An 18,120-nucleotide genomic window follows, 5' to 3' on the forward strand; every position below is an offset into this window, starting at 1 on the left:
CGCGGATGATGAGATCGAGACTATGAACAGCCAATATCGCAAACCCCTGCACGGCACCAGCCTGCATTACTTCGACGCGCGCGCCGCCGTCGACGAGATCCAGCCCGGCGCCTGGGACACGCTCCCGTACACCTCGCGCGTGCTGGCCGAAAACCTCGTGCGCCGCTGCGATCCCGTCGCGCTGGTGCCGTCGCTGAAGCAGATCATCGAGCGCCGCCGCGACCTCGATTTCCCGTGGTTCCCCGCGCGCGTCGTCTGCCACGACATCCTCGGCCAGACGGCGCTCGTCGACCTGGCCGGCCTGCGCGACGCGATCGCGCAGGAGGGCGGCAATCCGGCCCTCGTGAATCCGGTGGTGCCGACCCAGCTGGTGGTCGACCACTCGCTGGCCGTCGAATGCGGCGGCTTCGATCCGGACGCTTTTGAAAAGAACCGCGCCATCGAGGACCGCCGCAACGAGGACCGCTTCCATTTCATCGAGTGGACCAAGAAGGCCTTCGAAAACGTCGACGTGATCCCGCCGGGGAACGGCATCCTGCACCAGATCAACCTGGAGCGCATGAGTCCCGTCGTGCAGGTGAAGGATGGCGTGGCGTTCCCCGACACGCTCGTCGGCACCGACTCGCACACGCCGATGGTCGATGCGCTGGGCGTCATCGCCATCGGCGTCGGCGGCCTGGAGGCGGAGAGCGTCATGCTGGGCCGGGCGTCGTACATGCGCCTGCCGGACATCGTCGGCGTCGAGCTGACCGGCAAGCCGGGCCCGGGCATCACCGCGACCGACATCGTGCTGGCGCTGACGGAATTCCTGCGCAAGTCGAAGGTGGTATCAAGCTACCTCGAGTTCCACGGCGAAGGCGCCGCGAACCTGACCTTGGGCGACCGCGCGACGATCTCCAACATGGCACCGGAATACGGCGCCACGGCCGCGATGTTCGCCATCGACGAGCAGACGATCAAATACCTCAAGCTGACGGGCCGTGACGACGACCTCGTGAAGCTGGTCGAGCTGTATGCGAAGGAAACCGGCCTGTGGGCCGACACGCTGAAAAACGCGCAGTACGAGCGCACGCTGCGCTTCGATTTGTCGACCGTCGTGCGCAACATCGCCGGTCCGTCGAATCCGCACAAGCGCGTCGCCACGATGGAGCTGGCGCAGCACGGTATCACGGGGCCAATCGAGAACGAGCCGGGCAAGATGCCGGATGGCGCCGTCATCATCGCCGCCATCACGAGCTGCACGAACACCAACAACCCGCGCAATATGGTGGCCGCGGGCCTTCTCGCGCGCAACGCGAACGCGCGCGGGCTGGCGCGCAAGCCGTGGGTCAAGTCGTCGCTCGCGCCGGGTTCGAAAGCCGTGCCGCTGTACCTCGAAGAAGCGGGGCTGCTGCCGGAACTGGAGAAACTGGGCTTCGGCGTCGTCGCCTTCGCCTGCACGACCTGCAACGGCATGTCCGGCGCGCTGGACCCGGCGATCCAGCAGGAGATCGTCGAGCGCGACTTGTACGCGACGGCGGTCCTGTCGGGCAACCGCAATTTCGACGGCCGCATCCATCCGTATGCGAAGCAGGCGTTCCTCGCGTCGCCCCCGCTGGTCGTCGCGTATGCGATCGCGGGCACGATCCGCTTCGACATCGAGAAGGACGTGCTGGGGTTTGACGCCGCCGGCAATCCGGTGCGCCTCGCCGACATCTGGCCGAGCGACGCGGAGATCGATGCCGTCGTCGAGCGGGCCGTGAAGCCGCAGCAGTTCCGCAAGGTGTACGACATCATGTTCGCGCGCCGCGAAGCCGGCGGCGAAGCCGTCTCGCCGCTGTACGACTGGCGCCCCATGAGCACCTATATCCGCCGTCCGCCGTACTGGGAAGGCGCGCTCGCGGGCGAACGGTCCTTGAAGGGCATGCGGCCGCTGGCGGTCCTGGGCGACAACATCACGACGGACCATTTGTCGCCGTCGAACGCGATCATGCCCGACAGCGCCGCGGGCGAATACCTGGCGAAAATGGGCCTGCCGGAAGAAGACTTCAATTCGTACGCGACGCACCGCGGCGACCACCTGACGGCGCAGCGCGCCACGTTCGCGAATCCGACGCTGAAGAACGAGATGGTGCGCAATGCCGATGGCAGCGTGAAGGCGGGTTCGCTGGCCCGCGTCGAGCCGGACGGCGTCGTTACCCGCATGTGGGAAGCGATCGAGACCTATATGGAACGCAAGCAGCCGCTGATCGTGATCGCCGGCGCGGACTATGGCCAGGGTTCGTCGCGCGACTGGGCGGCGAAGGGCGTGCGGCTGGCGGGCGTGGAAGCCATCGTGGCCGAGGGCTTCGAACGCATCCACCGCACGAACCTCGTCGGCATGGGCGTGCTGCCGCTGGAATTCCAGCCGGGCACGACGCGCCTCACGCTGGGGATCGACGGCACCGAGACGTTCGACGTGGTGGGCGAGCGCACGCCGCGCGCCGTGCTGACGCTGGTCATCCATCGCAAGTCGGGTGACACCGTCGAAGTGCCGGTGACCTGCCGTCTCGACACGGCCGAGGAAGTGTCGATCTACGAGGCGGGCGGGGTGCTGCAGCGGTTTGCGCAGGATTTCCTCGCTTCTTCGAAGGTCGCCGCCTGACATTCGAATTGTTCATCGGGCGTTTGAACGTTCGCACACCAACGAAAGACAAGCATCATGGCCCACGCACCCCAGATCAAAATCCCCGCCGTCTACATGCGCGGCGGCACCAGCAAAGGCGTGTTCTTCCGCCTGCAAGACCTGCCCGAGGCGGCGCAGGTCCCCGGCGAAGCGCGCGACAAGCTGCTGCTGCGCGTGATCGGCAGCCCCGATCCGTACGCCAAGCATATCGACGGCATGGGCGGCGCCACGTCCAGCACGAGCAAGACCGTCATCGTCGCGCCCAGCACGCGGCCCGGCCACGACGTCGACTACCTGTTCGGCCAGGTCGGCATCGATAAACCGTTCATCGACTGGAGCGGCAACTGCGGCAATCTCTCCGCCGCGGTGGGCCCGTATGCCATCGCCAACGGCTTGATCGATCCGGCGCGGATTCCCGAGAACGGCACGGTCACCGTGCGCATCTGGCAGGCCAACATCAACAAGACGATCGTCGCCCACGTGCCGGTCACGAACGGCCAGGTCCAGGAGACGGGCGATTTCGAGCTGGACGGCGTCACGTTCCCGGCCGCCGAGGTCCAGCTGGAATTCATGGACCCCGCCGAGGAGGGCGACGGCGGCGAAGGGGGGGCAAATAAGATGTTCCCGACCGGGAACCTGGTCGACGACCTCGAGGTGCCGGGCGTCGGTACGCTCAAGGCGACGATGATCAATGCCGGCATCCCGACCGTCTTCGTGAACGCCGCCGACATCGGCTACACGGGCACGGAGCTGCAGGACGCCATCAACGGCGATCCGAAGGCGCTGGCGATGTTCGAGACGATCCGCGCGTACGGCGCCATGCGCATGGGCCTGATCGCGCACGTGGAGGAGGCCGCGCGCCGCCAGCACACGCCGAAAGTCGCCTTCGTCGCGCCGCCCGCCGGTTATACGGCGTCGAGCGGCAAGCGGGTCGATGCGGGCGACATCGACCTGCTCGTGCGCGCCCTGTCGATGGGCAAGCTGCATCACGCGATGATGGGCACGGCGGCCGTCGCGATCGGCACGGCGGCCGCGATCCCGGGAACGCTCGTCAGCCTCGCGGCGGGCGGACGGGCGCACGAGGCCGTGCGTTTCGGCCATCCGTCCGGGCTGCTCCGCGTCGGTGCCGAGGCGCGCCAGGAGGGCGGCGACTGGATCGTCACGAAGGCTGTCATGAGCCGGAGCGCACGCGTCTTGATGGAAGGCTGGGTGCGCGTGCCGGGCGACGCGTTCTGAGACCGTTGCTGCGCCGCGTCACCTGCTGAAATTCGTCTTTCCAAACGATAATTTGCGTTAGATCTCGGCTATCATCCACCCAAATTCGACAAAGAGTCCTGTCAAAGGGCCAATACAGGAAGAGGGATGGATCGGGGAACGAGCACACCGGCCTTGGTGGCCGAGGCATTGGCATTGATCGCCGCGCCGGCCTGCGCGTGCGACGGCGAAGGCACGATCTGGGCCGCGAACGCGGCGCTCGTCGAACTGGCCGGCGGCGCGGTCGACGGCCGTCCGCTGGTCTCGCTGTTCTGCGCGCACATGGCGGCGGCGCTGGCGGTCGAGATCCGCCTGTCGCTGGCCGGCGAGCGGCGTTGGGACGCGTTGATCGTACGCGACGGCGAGGAGCGGCCCGTCGAGGTGCGCGCGAAGCCGCTGCCGCCGGGCGCGGGCGTCGCGGGCGCCGTCTTCGTGTTCGGCGACGTGCTCACGTTCGGCGACGGCCAGGCCGCGCTGCGCGGACGCTTGCTGGAGCAGGCCGCGGTGGTCGAGCATGCGCCGGTCGGCATCGCCGTCACGTTGCCCGACCTCGTCAAATCCTGCAATCCGCGCATGGCCGGGATGCTGGGCTATACGCCGGAAGAGCTGGTCAACCACAGTCCCGCCCTGGTCTTCGCCACGCGCGACCAGTACGAAGCGTTCATCGGCGAAGCCGTCGTCGTGCTGACGCGTGGCAGCCTGTTCGAAAAGAGCGAGGTGCCGCTGCGCCACCGCGACGGCAGCACGATCTGGTGCCGCATCCGCGCCAAGGCCGTCGACATGAGCGCGCGCGAGGCGGGCACCGTGTGGATCGTGGAAGACGTCTCGGAAGCGCGGCGGGCGTTCATCGAGATCCAGTCGATCATGACCAATGCCACGATCGGCATCTTCTTCACGCGCGAGCGGACGATCACCCGCTACAACGATTGCTTCGGCGCGATGTTCGGCTACGGGCCGGGCGAGGCGCTCGGCCGGTCGACGCGCGTCCTGTATGCGGACGACGCGGCGTTCGTCGAGATCGGCCAACGCGCATACGGCGTGCTGGGCCTGGGCGGCTCGTTCAAGACCGAGACGGCGATGGTGCACCGGGACGGCACGCCGATGTGGGTCAACCTGATCGGCTATGCCGTCAACCCGGAGGAGCTGGGCACGGGCACGATGATCTGGATGATCGAGGACCGCACGGGCCAGAAGGCGGCCGAGGAATCGCTGCGCAACGCGCTGCTGGAAAACCAGGCGATCCTCGACAACGCCGTGCTGGGCATCGCCGTCGTCGAGAACGGCCGCACCCTGCATTGCAACCGCAAGATGGAAGAGCTGTTCGGCCACCAGGGCGGCAGCATCGAAGGCCTGCCCGTGCGCGAGCTGTATCCCGACGACGCGGGCTGGATGGCCGCGCGCGAACAGACCCTGCGCGATTTCGAGGCGGGGCGCGTGCACATGGCCGAGTATGAACTGGTGCGGCGCGACGGCAAGCGGTTCTGGGCGCGCCTGTCCGGCCGGCCGTTCGACATGGCGGAGCGGGGCGGGCGCAGCGTCTGGCTGATCGACGACGTCACCGCCCAGCGCGAAGCGGCCGACGCCCTGCGCCGTGCGCGCGACGAACTCGAAGTGCGGGTGCAGGAACGCACGGCGGAGCTGCAGGCCGAAATCGTCGAGCGGCGCCAGGCCGAGGCGCGCGTGCACCACATGGCGTACCACGACGCGCTCACGGGCCTGCCGAACCGCGCGCTGCTGTCCGAACGCCTCGACCGCGCCCTGCTGGCGGCGCGCCGCGACGGCCTCAAACTGGCCCTGCTGTTCATCGACCTGGACCGCTTCAAGACGATCAACGATTCGCTCGGCCACCTGACGGGCGACCATCTGTTGAAGGAAGTGGCGCAGCGCCTGTGCCGCGTCGTGCGCGCCAGCGACACCGTCGCGCGCCTCGGCGGCGACGAATTCGTGGTGCTGGTACCGGGCGTGCGCGTGGCCGAGGAGTGCGGCATCGTGGGCGACAAGATCATCGAGGCGTTGGCTGCGCCCGTCGAATTCGAGGGGCGCAGCCTGCACATCTCGCCGTCGATCGGCATCTGCCTGTATCCGGACGACGGCGCGGACGCGACGAGCCTGATGCGCAAGGCCGACGCCGCGATGTATTACGCGAAGGCGGCCGGCCGCAACAACTACCAGTTCTACGCCGAGCCGATGAACGCGGCGGCCGCGCGCCATTTCGAGCTGGAGTCGCGCCTGCGCGGCGCCCTGGTGCGCGAGGAATTCGTGCTGTTCTACCAGCCGATCGTGGGCGTGCAGGACGGCCGCGTGCACGGCCTGGAAGTGCTGTTGCGCTGGCGCCATCCGGAGCAGGGTCTCGTGGCGCCCGACGACTTCATCCCGATCCTGGAAGAGAACGGCCTGATCGTGCCCGTCGGCGAATGGGTGATCCGGCGCGCGTGCGAGCAGGCGATGGCCTGGCAGCGGGCGGGCCTGCCGGCGCTGCCGCTGGCGGTGAACCTGTCGGCGCGCCAGTTCATGCACCGGGGCCTGATCCAATCGATCCGCGACATCGTCGACGACACGGGCATCGATCCGGGCCTGCTCGAATTCGAGATCACCGAGACGGCGCTGATGCAGCACGGCGGCCAGACGCTGGAGACGCTGGGCCAGATCTACCGCATGGGCATCCGCCTGTCGATCGACGACTTCGGCACCGGCTATTCGAGCCTCGCGTACCTGAAGCGCTTCCCGGTCCGCAAGATCAAGATCGACCGCGCGTTCGTGCGCGACCTCGAGTCGAGCAGCGAGGACCAGGCCATCGTCGCGGCCATCATGGCGCTGGCGGGGAGCCTCGGGATGGCCGTCGTGGCGGAGGGCGTCGAGAACGACGCGCAGCTGGCACTGCTGCGCCGGCACGGGTGCCAGTACGCCCAGGGTTACCTGTTCGCGCGGCCGGCCGACGCCGACGCGATGTCGAATCTGTTGGCACGAGGTTCGTAGGGTGGCACTCCTGTGCCCACGCGTCACGCGGCATGTTGCAAAGGTCACGCGCGGGCATATGGTGCCCACCCTACACGGCCGGATTAAACGATGGTCGCGATCACCGGCGTGTGGTCCGACGGCTGCTCCCACTTGCGCGGCTCGCGGTCGATGACGCACGCCTCGCAGCGCTGCGCCAGCGCCGGCGACAGGAGGATGTGGTCGATGCGCAGCCCGCGGTTGCGGCGGAACGCCATCTGGCGGTAGTCCCACCAGCTGTACTGCTTCTCGGGCTGCTCGAACAGCCGGAACGCGTCGACCAGACCGAGGCCGCACAGGTCGCGCAGCGCCTCGCGTTCCAGGTCGGAGCAGTGGATCTGGCCGGCCCACAGTTCGGGGTCGTGCACGTCCCGGTCTTCGGGCGCGATGTTGTAATCGCCCAGGATCGCGAACCGCTCGTGGAGCGCCAGCTCCTCGCCGACCCACTTGCGCAGCGCGGCCAGCCAGCCCATCTTGTAGGCATACTTGTCGGAGCCGACGGCCTGGCCGTTCGGCACATAGGCGCAGATGAAGCGTACGCCGGCGATGGTCGCGGCGATCAGGCGCTGTTGCTCGTCGGGGTAGTGCGGGTTGTTGCGCACGACGTCGGCGATGGGCAGACGCGACAGGATCGCCACGCCGTTGTACGTCTTCTGGCCGCTGAACACGACCTCGTAGCCGGCCGCGTTGATCTCAGCCACGGGAAATTTATCGTCGGTGAGTTTCGTCTCCTGGATGCAGAGCACGTCGACGGGGTTGGCGGCCAACCACTGGAGCAGGTGCGGCAGGCGTACCTTCAGCGAGTTGACGTTCCAAGATGCGATTTTCATTATTTTTCTCTACGTTGAACATGGGCGAACAGCGGAGCAGGCCGTTCATTGAATGTCGATTGGGAAAGTAGAGATTGTACGCTGTCGGCGGCGACGCCGGCTCGGCCGCCGGCGGTTCCAAAATGAAAAAATCGAAATGGATGGAAATTATCCCGTTTCCGCCCCTGGGACCGGCTCCCGTCCCCCCGAACCGGCGTCGCCATGCCGTCGGCGCAAGAATTCCGGCCGTTGCCGCCCTGCGTCGCCGCCAGATCGGCGCTAAACCATGTATCATCCCGGGCCCGTTCATACGGGCCGTGCTCATCCGGCTCATTACCGTTGTTGTTACCCATCATGGCTCCATAAGCCATGACACGATTGTCATTATTTGTGCAGATTGCAACAAACATGTCGTAAAATTATTGTCCATGGAGTAAAAAATCGTAACGACGCTGGAAAGTTGCGCTGAACTGTGACAAGATGTAACAATCACAGCAAGAGAAGCGGCATTTCCGTATTGTCTCCTTCTCGAAAGAAAAAAATTGCAGTAGGCCAACTTACGTTGTACTATTGGCATATTGCTCTGGAACCAAGTATTCGAAAGCATTCCATTGCTTTGATAAATGGTGCCGTGGTCGGTCGAGCGGCCGGCCTTTGGCGGGTGTGTAACGATCGCGGATCCGAGAGCAGGATTTGCACACAGCTTTGTAAAGGACAACAATGCGCCAAGCATTTGAAGCATGGGCCCAACGCGATGGCCACATTGTCCGGCGTCGTGAGGACAAGCCGGAAGAGTACCTCGTGTACGAAACCCAACGCCGCTGGCTGATCTGGCAAGCCGCGCTGGCACACGGCCAGAAGGCTGCGGCCGAGACGCCGCAGAAATTCGCGCCGTCCGACAACCCGCCGCAGAAGATGCCGGCGGACGAGGCGAGCGTGCGTAACCGCGTGCTGAACGAGGTGCTGGACGCGTTCAGCGAGCTCGATGACAACGCCGGTGTCGAAGGCATCGTCAAGGTCATCCAGAACCTCAAGAAGAAGCACCGCGCCGCGGCTGAAGAAAAGGCCTGATGCGCTTCCGCCACTACAAGGGCGGGGTGTACGAGGTGGTCTGCGAGGCCACGCTCGAGGCCGATCACACGGCCGTGGTCGTGTATCGCGGGCAGGACGGCAAGACCTGGGTCCGCCCGCGCGACGCCTTCTACGGATCGGTCGACGTCGATGGCGAGCGCTTGCCGCGCTTTACGCCGATCTCTTGACGCCATCCCGGCGAGCCCGGGATGCGCTTCCCCTCATGTCTTGCCGATTGCCGCCGTAAACGGACAGGTATGCATGATCGGTGAAGCCATGTTCCATCCTTATTTCCGTACCGCCTGCGCACTCGCGCTGTCCGCCGTCCTGGGCGGCTGTGTGACGGCGCCTGCCGAGACCACGCAGCAGCAGCTGGAAGTCCATGCGATTCTCGACCACCGCGAGATGACGGGCGTCGGCTGCGTGCTGTCCAACGCGGCGGGGCGCTGGTTCGTCGTGGCGCCGGGCCGCGTCACGGTCGAGCGCAGCCGCAGCCCCTTGATGATCGATTGCGCGCGCGACGGGGCGGGCAGCGCGCTCGAGGTGACGCAGGCGCATAACACCTCGCTGTTCGACGGCGGACGGCTGATCGGCAGCATCATCGTGCGCGTCGGGGGCAGCCATGCGGATCCCTACGATGGTTCGGGCGTGGCGTACGAGTCGACGCTGACCGTGCTGATGCACCCGGCCACAAGGCCGGAAGCGGTGGCGGATCCGGGCAACGTCGTGTTCTGATCGGCCAATGACACGGGCACTACGTCGTCCCCGCGGAAGCGGGGACCGATACCGAGCTGACTAGGACACCCGGCACGGGCGGGAAGAGCCCGGTGGGCCGTTCCCGCCTGCGCGGGAACGGCGGCGTTGAAGCGCTTACACGCGATTCAACAGGAACGTGGTCAGCAGAGGCACCGGACGGCCGGTCGCACCCTTGGCCGCGCCCGATTTCCAGGCCGTGCCGGCGATGTCCAGGTGAGCCCACGTGTAGTTGCGCGTGAAGTTCTCCAGGAAGCACGCGGCCGTGATCGACGCGCCGCCCGGCGTGCCGATGTTGGCCAGGTCGGCGAAGTTCGATTTCAACTGCTCGTTGTAGTTCTCGCCGATGGGGAAGCGCCACGCGACGTCGCCCGCCTGGCGGCCGGCGTCCAGCAGTTCCTGGGCGAGGGCGTCGTGGGCATCGTCGTGGCGGCTGAACAGGCCCGACGTGTGGTGGCCCAGGGCGACGATGCAGGCGCCCGTAAGCGTGGCGATGTCGACGACGGCGGCCGGCTTGAAGCGCTCGGCGTAGGTCAGCGCGTCGGCCAGGATCAGCCGCCCTTCCGCGTCCGTATTCAGGATCTCGATGGTGGTGCCGTTCATCGCCGTGACGATGTCGCCCGGTTTGGTGGCACGGCCCGACGGCATGTTCTCGCAGGCGGCGACGATGCCGACGACGTTCAGCTTGAGGCCCATCTCGCCGATGGCGCGGAAGGTGCCCAGCACCGAGCCGGCGCCGCACATGTCGTACTTCATCTCGTCCATGTTCGCACCCGGCTTCAGCGAGATGCCGCCCGTGTCGAACGTGATGCCCTTGCCGACGAGGACGACCGGCGCGTCGTTCTTCTTGCCGCCGTTGTGCTTCAGGACGATGAACTTCGGCGGCTCTTCGCTGCCGCGCGTGACGGACAGGAAGCTGCCCATCTTGAGGGCCTCCAGCTGCTTGCGGTCGAGGACTTCGATGTCGAAGCCGTAGTCGCCGGCCAGCTTCTTGGCGGTGTTCGCGAGGTAGGTCGGCGTGCAGACGTTCGGCGACAGGTTGCCCAGTTCCTTCGTCAGGTTCATGCCGTTCACGATGGCCTGCGCCTGCGCCAGCGCGGTCTTGATCTGCGGAGTGGCTTGCGGCACCGCGACGGTCAGCTTGCGCACGCCGGTGGGGGCCGGGTCCTTCTTGCTCTTTTGCGCGTCGGTGCGGAACTCGGCGTCGCCCGCGGCGAGGACGATGCTGTGCAGGGCCCAGTTCAGGTCGCGCGCTTTCACATTCTCCAGCGGGAATGCGATAATGGCATCCTGCGCGCCCAGCGAAGCGAAGGTTTTCAGGGCAGCGGTCACGGCACCGGTAAAGCTTTTCTCGCTGATGGCCTCGTCCGCACCCATGCCGACCAGCAGCACGCGGGCCGCGGTCACGCCCGGAACGCCGCGCAGCAGCAGGGTGGAGCCGGGCTTGCCGGAGATGTCACCCGACTTGACGGCCGCGCTGACGGCGCCGTCCAGATCGAGGGCTTTGGCCGCCTCCGACAGTTTCTTGTTTTCGAACACCGCGACTGCCACACAGCCCGATTTGGCTGCGGCCAGCGTGTTTTTTGTGTCGAATGCTTTTATGCTAAAGTCCATTTGATTCTCCGTTTCGAGTTTTTGACGCGCGTGCTGCCCAAGAAACCCTCGTGATGGCGCCCGCTCGTGACGGTTCCCCGGGGTTCCTTCAAACCAGCAATTATAACTATCGAATGATTTTCCAACGCGCCCTACAGCGTGAATTGGCCAGTGTGGCCGGCGCCACCTTCACGGTCCTGTTTACGATCTTCGTCACCTGGACCCTGATCTCCATCCTCGGCAAGGCCGCGGGGGGCAAGGTCGCCTCGAGCGACGTGCTGGCGCTGATCGGCTTTTCGGTGCTGAATTATCTGCCAACTATCCTCATCCTTACCAGCTTTATCGCGGTCATCGCCACCGTCACGCGCAGCTACCGCGATTCCGAGATGGTCGTATGGTTCGCGTCCGGCCAGTCGCTGCTGCGGTGGGTGGGCCCGGTCCTCGTCTTCGGCCTGCCGCTGGTGGCGCTGGTCGCCGCGCTGTCGTTCATCGCGACGCCGTGGGCCAAGATGAAAAGCACCGAATTCGTCGAGCGCTTCGAGAAGCGCGAAGACCTCAAGCGCGTGTCGCCCGGCCAGTTCCGCGAATCGACGTCGACCAACCGCGTGTTCTTCGTCGAAGGCAGCACGCGCGCATCGACCGTCGTGCAGAACGTGTTCGTGAATTCCGTCGACGAAAGCGGCAGCTCGATCGTCGTCGCGAAGGAAGGCGTGATCGAGCCGGACGGCAAGGGCGGCCAGTACCTCGTATTGAAAAACGGCCGGCGCTATCTGGGCCAGCCGGGACGGGCCGATTTTCAATCGATGGAATTCGAGCGCTACCGCATGCGCATCGCCAGCCAGGTGCCCGTGATGGGCTCCGAGACGCCGGCCGACGCGCTGTCCACGCCGGCCCTGCTGGCGCTGCCGGACAACCGCTTCACGAACGCCGAACTGCTGTACCGGATCTCGGCGCCGATCACGTGCGTCGTGCTGATGCTGCTGGCGATCCCGCTCGGCTTCGTCAACCCGCGCGCCGGCAGTTCCGCGAACCTGATCCTCGCGCTGCTGATTTTTTTCACGTATAGCAATCTGTCGAAACTGTTCGAGGCCAGCGTCAAGCAGGGCAAGATGAGCTTCGGCATCGCGTGGTGGCCGCTGCACGTGTTCGCGCTGCTGGTCGTGGCGGGGCTGTTCGCCTGGCGCCTGAACGTGAACCACCGCTGGCACCCGCTCGCGCTGCTGGGCGCCTTCAAGCGCCGCCGCCTGCTGCGCGCCGGCAGCACCGCCGGCGCCACGCAGGAGGGCGCGCAATGAAGATCCTGCAGCGCTACTTCTTCGTCAACATCGCGCAGGCCGTGGCCTTCGTGCTCGTCGCCTTCCTCGGCCTGATCGCGTTCATGGACCTGACGCAGGAACTGCCCGCGGTGGGCAAGGGCGGCTACATGATCCAGCACGCGATCCTGTACGTCCTGCTGCTCATTCCCGGCCACGTGTACGAGGTGATGCCCGTGGCCGCGCTGATCGGCACCATCTACACGATGGCGCAGTTCGCGCAGAGTTCGGAATTCACGATCATGCGCGCATCGTCCATGTCGACGCAGCAGGCCGGCATCATGCTGGCCAAGATCGGCGTGCTGTTCGTGGCCATCACGTTCCTGTTCGGCGAATTGATCACGCCGCGCACGGCCCCGATCGCGGAACGCGTGCGCCTGTCCGCGAAGGGCGCGACGGTGTCGGCCGAATTCCGCTCGGGCATGTGGACCAAGGACACGATCCACGCGGACGGCGTGAAAGGCCCCGTGACCGGGTCGCGCTTCTTCAACGCGCGCCAGATCCGTCCGGACGGCCAGCTGATCGACGTGCGCCTGTACGAGTTCGACAACGGCATGCGCATGCGCTCCCTGATCACGGCCGCCAGCGCCACGTTCAGCGGCAACAGCACCTGGCGCCTGAAGGACGTCACCGAGACGCTGTTCACGAACAGCCGCGAGCTGCCGGCGCCGGACACGCCCGTCGCGGCCGGCCAGACCATCCAGAGCCGGTTCGGCCAGGACACGGCGTCCGTCTCCACGCGCAAGCTCGCCAGCCTCGATCTCGTGTCCGAGATCACGCCCAAGATCCTGTCCGTGTCGCGGTCCGATCCGGCGCAGATGTCGGCGAACGAGCTGGCCGTGTACACGCGCCACCTGGCCGAAAACCGCCAGGAGACGGAGCGCTTCAAGATCGCGTTCTGGAAAAAGCTGTTCGATCCGCTGTCGATCTTCGTGCTGATGGCGCTCGCGCTGCCGTTCGGCTACCTGCACACGCGCAGCGGCGGCGTGAGCCTCAAGATTTTCATCGGCATCATGATCGGCGTGAGCTTCCTGTTGATTAACTCCTTGTTTTCGCACGTGGGCATGCTGTCGACGTGGCCGGCCTTCGTGACGGCGGCCGCGCCCAGCCTGCTGTTCCTGCTGCTGGCGATCGGCGCCCTGCGCTGGGTGGAAAGACATTGATGGAAAAAGCACTCGTATTGTTCGCCCACGGCGCCCGCGCCGCCGCCTGGGCCGCGCCGTTCCAGCGCCTGCGCGACCTGACCGCCGCGCGCCGTCCGGATTGCGCCGTGTCGCTGGCGTTCCTCGAACTGATGACGCCGAGCCTGCCGGACGAAGTGGGCGCCCAGGTGGCATCGGGCGCGCGCGACGTCACCATCGTCCCCGTGTTCCTGGGGCAGGGCGGCCATCTGCTGCGCGACCTGCCGCTGCTGCTCGACCAGCTGCGCGCCAGCCATCCTCAGGTAACGTTCCGCACGGTGCCGGCCGTCGGCGAAGACCCGGGCGTGCTAGCCGCCATGGCCGCATACTGTGCGGGCGCGGATGTGGCATGCTTGCCAACATAATGCGTTCGTTATCTGTGTTGTCGCGGCTGCATCTATTCATGTCAATTTGATTGACGCGGCGCTAACGATTCGTTGGTTTTCAGTAGTATTGACTGCGGAAAACTAATTTCCTCATTGAATTTTAATTTGCCTTGAGGAATCATATGCGTTTGGAATAACCGATTCCCGACGCCATGACCACTCCCACGACTTCGATCTACGTTCGTCCCGGCTGGGCCAGCTCGGCCTGGACCTATTCCAACGCCAGCGCCGTCTCGTTCGACACGTCGACCGCGCTCGGTCAGACGTTCTCGCGCGGCGACATGCAGTACAGCCAGGACGGCGGCAACACCTGGATCACCTATTCGGCGCCGGCCGACGCCCAGGGCGCGTACGTGGCGACGGCGGGCACGCTGTGGCGCTTCCAGGACAGCCTGGGCAGCGACGCGACGTCGACGGCATCGTTCAATGTGCACTACAAACAGGCGGACGGCACGATCGTCACCGTGGTGGACACCGTCTTCCCGGACAACCAGCCGGTCGGCGCCGTCGGCAGCAGCAACGTCGTGTTCACGACCGCGCATGCGGGCGACGTGGTCGACATCCTCAAGCCGATCGACACCGGCGACCAGACGGGCGGCCGCTGGGTGATCGACAACCAGTCGCAGCCGGGCCTGTTCTCCATCGCCTACAACCCGGCCGTCGACACGAGCGCGCGGCTGGTCGTGGCCGACGCGAGCCAGCTGCCGGCCGACGGCCAGGCGGCCGCGGTCACGGTGCACTACTACGACCGCTACCAGGTCGACAGTAACGGCAATCCGGTCGCGAACACGGGCGTCACGCAGACCCTGACCTATTCCGTGGAAAATGGCGCGACGGGCAGCTTGCCCGGCTCAAGCAACGAAGCGAAGGCCGGCGCCGCCCTGGACGCCTACAGTTCGCATCCTGCCTTGGCCACATTGTCCGGCGGCGGCTTCGTCGCCGTGTGGCAGGGCCCGGATTCCGTCGCCGGCGGCGCGGGCAGCGGCCTGTGGGCCCAGCTGCGCGACGCGGGCGGCAATGCGCAGGGCGCCGCGTTCGCGCTGACGCCGGACGGCGATGCGAAGGTGGAAGGCCATCCGGCCGTGAGCGCGCTGGACGGCGGCCGCTTCGTCGTCGCCTACACGTTGAACGACGGCGGCGCGAACAAGATCGCCTACCGCGTCGTCGATGCCACCGGCAGCGCCGGTGCGGAACACGTGCTGGACGCCGGCACGTCCGGCGACGCGTCCATGCCCACCGTGGCGACGCTCGCCGACGGTTCGTTCGCCATCGGCTGGCGCAGCGGCGCCGCGGTGCACGTGCAGCAGGCCGCGGCGGCGGACGGTGCCCTCGTCGGCGGCCAGCAAGTCTACAGCGCGCTCGGCTCGGCCTACAGCCCGGCGCTGGCAAGCCTCAAGGGCGGCGGCTACGTCGTGTCGTGGGGCGAGATCAACGACGGCAACGTCTACGCCGCATTGAGCCGTGCGCCGGCGTCCGTGTTCGTGGCGAGCGGCGACGGCTACGCGGCCAGCATCACGACGGCCGCGCCGCTGCCGCACGTGACGGCGCTGGCCGACGGCGGCTTCGTCGCCGCGTGGGACAGCTATGCCAACGACCCGCTGGGCTTTGCGAACAGCGACATCTTCTTCCAGCGCTTCGACGCCACCGGCAACAAGGTCGGCGCCGTCACCCAGGCGAACGTGCAGTCGGGCGGAGGGCATTACGACGCCGACGTCGCGGCGCTGTCCGACGGCACGTTCCTGGTCGCCTGGCAGGGCGCCGACGGCGACGGCAACGGCGTGTTCGGCCGCCGCTTCGGCGCGGACGGCACGGCCGTCGACACGCAGGAATTCGCCATCAACCAGCTGCGCAGCGGCGACCAGGCGAGCCCCGGCGTGACGGCGCTCGCGCACGGCGGCTTCGCCGGCGCATGGGTGGATACCCCGGCATCCGGCGGCGCCGCCATCGAGATGCGCATCCTGTCGGGCGGCGCCAGCACGTCGGCCACGACCCAGAGCGGGACGCAGACGGTCACCACGGGCGACGCCCCGGCGCCGGCGGCCCATCCCGTGACGAGCGCCCCGGCCCCCAGCGCGCCCGTGGCCAGCACGCCGGCCGTGAGCGCACCCAGCACGCCGGTCGCAAGCGTACCCGTGGCCGGCACGCCGGTCGCGAGCGCGCCCGTGGCAGGCAGCCCTGCCGTGACGGACCTCGCATTCAGCGGCCTCGGGCAGGCGCTGGCCGCCGTGTCCGGCGAAAGCAAGGTGACGGGGCAGGGCGGCCTCGATACGCTCGTGTATGCGAGCGCGCGCGCCGGCGCCCACATCGTCAACGAGGGCACCACGGTCTCGGTGACGGATGCGGCGGGCAACCACGCGACCCTGTCGAATGTCGAGCGCCTCAAGTTCAGCGACGGCATGGTCGCGCTGGACGTGGACGGCACGGCGGGCGAGGCGTATCGCCTGTACCAGGCCGCGTTCAACCGTGCGCCGGACAAGGCGGGCCTCGGCTACTGGATCGACGCGATGGACAAGGGCATGACCCTCACGCAGGCGGCGGCGGGGTTTGCCGGCAGCGCCGAATTCGCGAGCCTGTACGGCGCGAACACGAACGACACGCAATTCGTGCAGGCGCTGTACCAGAACGTGCTGCACCGCGCAGGCGACAGCGCCGGCGCCGATTTCTGGCAGCATGCGCTGGCGTCGTCCGCGACCCGCGCCGACGTGCTGGCCAATTTCAGCGAGAGCGCGGAAAACCAGACGCAAGTCATCGGCAGCATCCAGAACGGCATCGACTACTTGCACTGGGGCTGAGTCGACTTAAGTTTGTCGCGCATCATGGCCCCTGGCGGCCGCAGGATCGAGACTGCTGCGATGTTCCGCAAGCTCGTCTCCTTGTTCGTCCGCCTGCTGCCCGCACCGCGTGCCTGGGTGGAACTGCGTTGCGCGCGCCGCCTCGACCGCTTGGCGTGCCGCCTGCAGGGCATGCATGTGCGCATCGCCGTCATGCAGCATCACTTGACGGATGGCGATACGAAGACCGGCCCCGCATCCGATGCCGACGGCAGCCTGCGCCGCATGCTGGCGGGCCTGCGGGCCGAACTGGCGCGGATGCGCTGCGACCTCGCGCGCTGGCATGTGCGCGAATGCGGGGGAGAGAGCGGGGTGCGGCTGGCGGCGGCGCTGGCGCGCCTGAACCGGATCGCGGTGGATACGAACGCGGCCGCGCTCAAGCTCGAGGCCGAGCTGGAAGCGCGGGCGCGCTAACCGTCATCCCCGCCATGCTGAGTTGTCGAAGTCGTTGTCCGGACGCCCTACCATGCTTCCCACGTACCGAATTCTGTAGCGCAGCTTGGGGGACAGCCCGGTGGGTTGTTCCCGCCTGCGCGGGAAGGACGGATCATGCAGCCGGATCCACCGTTTGATGCGGCCTCGCCCCCATCGCCTCGCCTATCATGACGAGCACGGGCCCATGGGCCACGTCGAGGCCGTGCGCCAGATCCGACAAGGTCAGGCGGCGCACTCGCTGGTCCGCCCGGCTGCAGTTTTCCACGACGACGACCGGCAAGTCCGGCCGGCGGCCCTCGGCCAGCAGGCGTTCCGCCGTGGCGGCGGCTTCGCGGCCGCCCATGTATTGCACGAGCGTGTCCGTTTCCGGCAGGGCCGGGTGGTCCGGTTGATCGGGGGCCGTGCTGGACGTGAAGAAGGCGACGCTGCGCGCCACGCCGCGCTTGGTCAGCGGCTGCAGGGTCGCGGCGGCGGCGGCGACGGCCGTCGTGATGCCGGGGACGACTTCGACCTCGACGCCCGCTTCCTCGAGCGCGCGGAGTTCCTCGTCGGCGCGGCCGAACAGCATCGGATCGCCGCCCTTCAAACGCACGACGCGCCGGTAGCGACGCGCGCAGTCGACGAGTTTTTCATTGATGACGGTTTGCGCCGTCGAACGCTGGCCGGAGCGCTTGCCGACCGGGATCAGCTCGGCCTGCCGGCAGAGCGCCAGCATCTCCGGAGTGACGAGGGCGTCGTACAGCACGACTTCCGCCTCCCCGAGCAGGCGCGCCCCGCGAACGGTGATGAGATCAGCAGCGCCGGGTCCGGCTCCAATCAAATAAACTTTTCCCAGCGCCGCCATGGATCCCTTTCG

15 protein-coding genes are annotated in these 18,120 nt (G+C 67.0%); 11 read left to right on the top strand and 4 right to left on the bottom strand.

Annotated elements, in window-relative coordinates; translation table 11 throughout:
* Nucleotides 1-22: 22 nt before the first annotated feature.
* From acnD to BVG12_RS28505, 3 genes are all read left to right on the top strand, one after another.
* Nucleotides 23-2,623, top strand: a complete 2,601-nt coding sequence (gene acnD / locus BVG12_RS28490; RefSeq protein WP_075795343.1) for a Fe/S-dependent 2-methylisocitrate dehydratase AcnD — start codon at nucleotides 23-25, stop codon at nucleotides 2,621-2,623.
* A 57-nt stretch (nucleotides 2,624-2,680) separates the two neighbouring features.
* Entirely contained in the window at nucleotides 2,681-3,880 is a 1,200-nt protein-coding gene (gene prpF, locus BVG12_RS28495; RefSeq protein ID WP_075795344.1) for a 2-methylaconitate cis-trans isomerase PrpF, read from the top strand.
* 126 nt (nucleotides 3,881-4,006) lie between these two features.
* Nucleotides 4,007-6,874 (top strand): EAL domain-containing protein, encoded by a 2,868-nt coding sequence (locus tag BVG12_RS28505; RefSeq protein ID WP_083685490.1) that lies wholly within the window; start codon nucleotides 4,007-4,009, stop codon nucleotides 6,872-6,874.
* An 83-nt stretch (nucleotides 6,875-6,957) separates the two neighbouring features.
* On the opposite strand, the gene xth is transcribed toward BVG12_RS28505, so the two are convergent.
* Nucleotides 6,958-7,722, bottom strand: a complete 765-nt coding sequence (gene xth / locus BVG12_RS28510) for an exodeoxyribonuclease III (protein ID WP_075795345.1) — start codon at nucleotides 7,720-7,722, stop codon at nucleotides 6,958-6,960.
* A complete protein-coding gene (locus BVG12_RS34325) occupies nucleotides 7,722-8,111 on the bottom strand; it encodes a hypothetical protein (protein ID WP_156895762.1) in 390 nt (129 codons plus the stop codon). The genes xth and BVG12_RS34325 overlap by 1 nt, the downstream gene beginning before the upstream one ends.
* Before the next feature lie 310 nt (nucleotides 8,112-8,421).
* Between BVG12_RS34325 and BVG12_RS28515 the strand changes: the two genes are divergently transcribed.
* From BVG12_RS28515 to BVG12_RS28525, 3 genes are all read left to right on the top strand, one after another.
* Nucleotides 8,422-8,772: a phiTE_015 family protein gene (locus BVG12_RS28515; RefSeq protein WP_075795346.1), complete on the top strand. Its 351-nt coding sequence runs from the start codon at nucleotides 8,422-8,424 to the stop codon at nucleotides 8,770-8,772.
* A complete protein-coding gene (locus tag BVG12_RS28520; RefSeq protein ID WP_075795347.1) occupies nucleotides 8,772-8,960 on the top strand; it encodes a DUF1653 domain-containing protein in 189 nt (62 codons plus the stop codon). Before BVG12_RS28515 ends, BVG12_RS28520 begins: the two co-directional genes overlap by 1 nt.
* A gap of 73 nt (nucleotides 8,961-9,033) precedes the next feature.
* Complete coding sequence (locus BVG12_RS28525; protein WP_229503743.1) at nucleotides 9,034-9,507, top strand: hypothetical protein; 474 nt, start codon at nucleotides 9,034-9,036, stop codon at nucleotides 9,505-9,507.
* Between the two features lie 135 nt (nucleotides 9,508-9,642).
* Here BVG12_RS28525 and BVG12_RS28530 read toward each other — a convergent pair whose 3' ends face one another.
* Nucleotides 9,643-11,139, bottom strand: coding sequence for a leucyl aminopeptidase (locus tag BVG12_RS28530; RefSeq protein ID WP_075795348.1), 1,497 nt, complete (start codon nucleotides 11,137-11,139; stop codon nucleotides 9,643-9,645).
* Nucleotides 11,140-11,252: 113 nt separating this feature from the next.
* On the opposite strand from BVG12_RS28530, the gene lptF reads away from it, so the two are divergent.
* From lptF to BVG12_RS28555, 5 genes are all read left to right on the top strand, one after another.
* A complete protein-coding gene (gene lptF, locus BVG12_RS28535; protein WP_075795349.1) occupies nucleotides 11,253-12,413 on the top strand; it encodes an LPS export ABC transporter permease LptF in 1,161 nt (386 codons plus the stop codon).
* Nucleotides 12,410-13,594: an LPS export ABC transporter permease LptG gene (gene lptG / locus BVG12_RS28540; protein ID WP_075795350.1), complete on the top strand. Its 1,185-nt coding sequence runs from the start codon at nucleotides 12,410-12,412 to the stop codon at nucleotides 13,592-13,594. The genes lptF and lptG overlap by 4 nt, the downstream gene beginning before the upstream one ends.
* Nucleotides 13,594-13,977 (top strand): sirohydrochlorin chelatase, encoded by a 384-nt coding sequence (locus tag BVG12_RS28545; RefSeq protein WP_075795351.1) that lies wholly within the window; start codon nucleotides 13,594-13,596, stop codon nucleotides 13,975-13,977. The genes lptG and BVG12_RS28545 overlap by 1 nt, the downstream gene beginning before the upstream one ends.
* A 173-nt stretch (nucleotides 13,978-14,150) precedes the next feature.
* On the top strand, nucleotides 14,151-16,790 hold the full coding sequence (locus BVG12_RS28550; RefSeq protein ID WP_075795352.1) for a DUF4214 domain-containing protein: 2,640 nt from the start codon (nucleotides 14,151-14,153) through the stop codon (nucleotides 16,788-16,790).
* Nucleotides 16,791-16,850: 60 nt separating this feature from the next.
* Nucleotides 16,851-17,243: a hypothetical protein gene (locus tag BVG12_RS28555; RefSeq protein ID WP_075795353.1), complete on the top strand. Its 393-nt coding sequence runs from the start codon at nucleotides 16,851-16,853 to the stop codon at nucleotides 17,241-17,243.
* Between the two features lie 133 nt (nucleotides 17,244-17,376).
* On the opposite strand, the gene cobA is transcribed toward BVG12_RS28555, so the two are convergent.
* Nucleotides 17,377-18,108, bottom strand: a complete 732-nt coding sequence (cobA, locus tag BVG12_RS28560) for a uroporphyrinogen-III C-methyltransferase (protein WP_075795354.1) — start codon at nucleotides 18,106-18,108, stop codon at nucleotides 17,377-17,379.
* Nucleotides 18,109-18,120: the final 12 nt, after the last annotated feature.

Origin of the sequence: Massilia putida (assembly GCF_001941825.1) — a bacterium.
Lineage (GTDB): Bacteria > Pseudomonadota > Gammaproteobacteria > Burkholderiales > Burkholderiaceae_D > Telluria > Telluria putida.

What these genes read in the sequence shown, in the direction of transcription:
- acnD (WP_075795343.1), top strand. Translation starts at nt 23, where the DNA reads ATGAACAGCCAATATCGCAAACCCCTGCACGGCACCAGCCTGCATTAC.
- prpF (WP_075795344.1), top strand. Translation starts at nt 2,681, where the DNA reads ATGGCCCACGCACCCCAGATCAAAATCCCCGCCGTCTACATGCGCGGC.
- BVG12_RS28505 (WP_083685490.1), top strand. Translation starts at nt 4,007, where the DNA reads ATGGATCGGGGAACGAGCACACCGGCCTTGGTGGCCGAGGCATTGGCA.
- xth (WP_075795345.1), bottom strand. Translation starts at nt 7,722, where the DNA reads ATGAAAATCGCATCTTGGAACGTCAACTCGCTGAAGGTACGCCTGCCG.
- BVG12_RS34325 (WP_156895762.1), bottom strand. Translation starts at nt 8,111, where the DNA reads ATGTTTGTTGCAATCTGCACAAATAATGACAATCGTGTCATGGCTTAT.
- BVG12_RS28515 (WP_075795346.1), top strand. Translation starts at nt 8,422, where the DNA reads ATGCGCCAAGCATTTGAAGCATGGGCCCAACGCGATGGCCACATTGTC.
- BVG12_RS28520 (WP_075795347.1), top strand. Translation starts at nt 8,772, where the DNA reads ATGCGCTTCCGCCACTACAAGGGCGGGGTGTACGAGGTGGTCTGCGAG.
- BVG12_RS28525 (WP_229503743.1), top strand. Translation starts at nt 9,034, where the DNA reads ATGATCGGTGAAGCCATGTTCCATCCTTATTTCCGTACCGCCTGCGCA.
- BVG12_RS28530 (WP_075795348.1), bottom strand. Translation starts at nt 11,139, where the DNA reads ATGGACTTTAGCATAAAAGCATTCGACACAAAAAACACGCTGGCCGCA.
- lptF (WP_075795349.1), top strand. Translation starts at nt 11,253, where the DNA reads ATGATTTTCCAACGCGCCCTACAGCGTGAATTGGCCAGTGTGGCCGGC.
- lptG (WP_075795350.1), top strand. Translation starts at nt 12,410, where the DNA reads ATGAAGATCCTGCAGCGCTACTTCTTCGTCAACATCGCGCAGGCCGTG.
- BVG12_RS28545 (WP_075795351.1), top strand. Translation starts at nt 13,594, where the DNA reads ATGGAAAAAGCACTCGTATTGTTCGCCCACGGCGCCCGCGCCGCCGCC.
- BVG12_RS28550 (WP_075795352.1), top strand. Translation starts at nt 14,151, where the DNA reads ATGACCACTCCCACGACTTCGATCTACGTTCGTCCCGGCTGGGCCAGC.
- BVG12_RS28555 (WP_075795353.1), top strand. Translation starts at nt 16,851, where the DNA reads ATGTTCCGCAAGCTCGTCTCCTTGTTCGTCCGCCTGCTGCCCGCACCG.
- cobA (WP_075795354.1), bottom strand. Translation starts at nt 18,108, where the DNA reads ATGGCGGCGCTGGGAAAAGTTTATTTGATTGGAGCCGGACCCGGCGCT.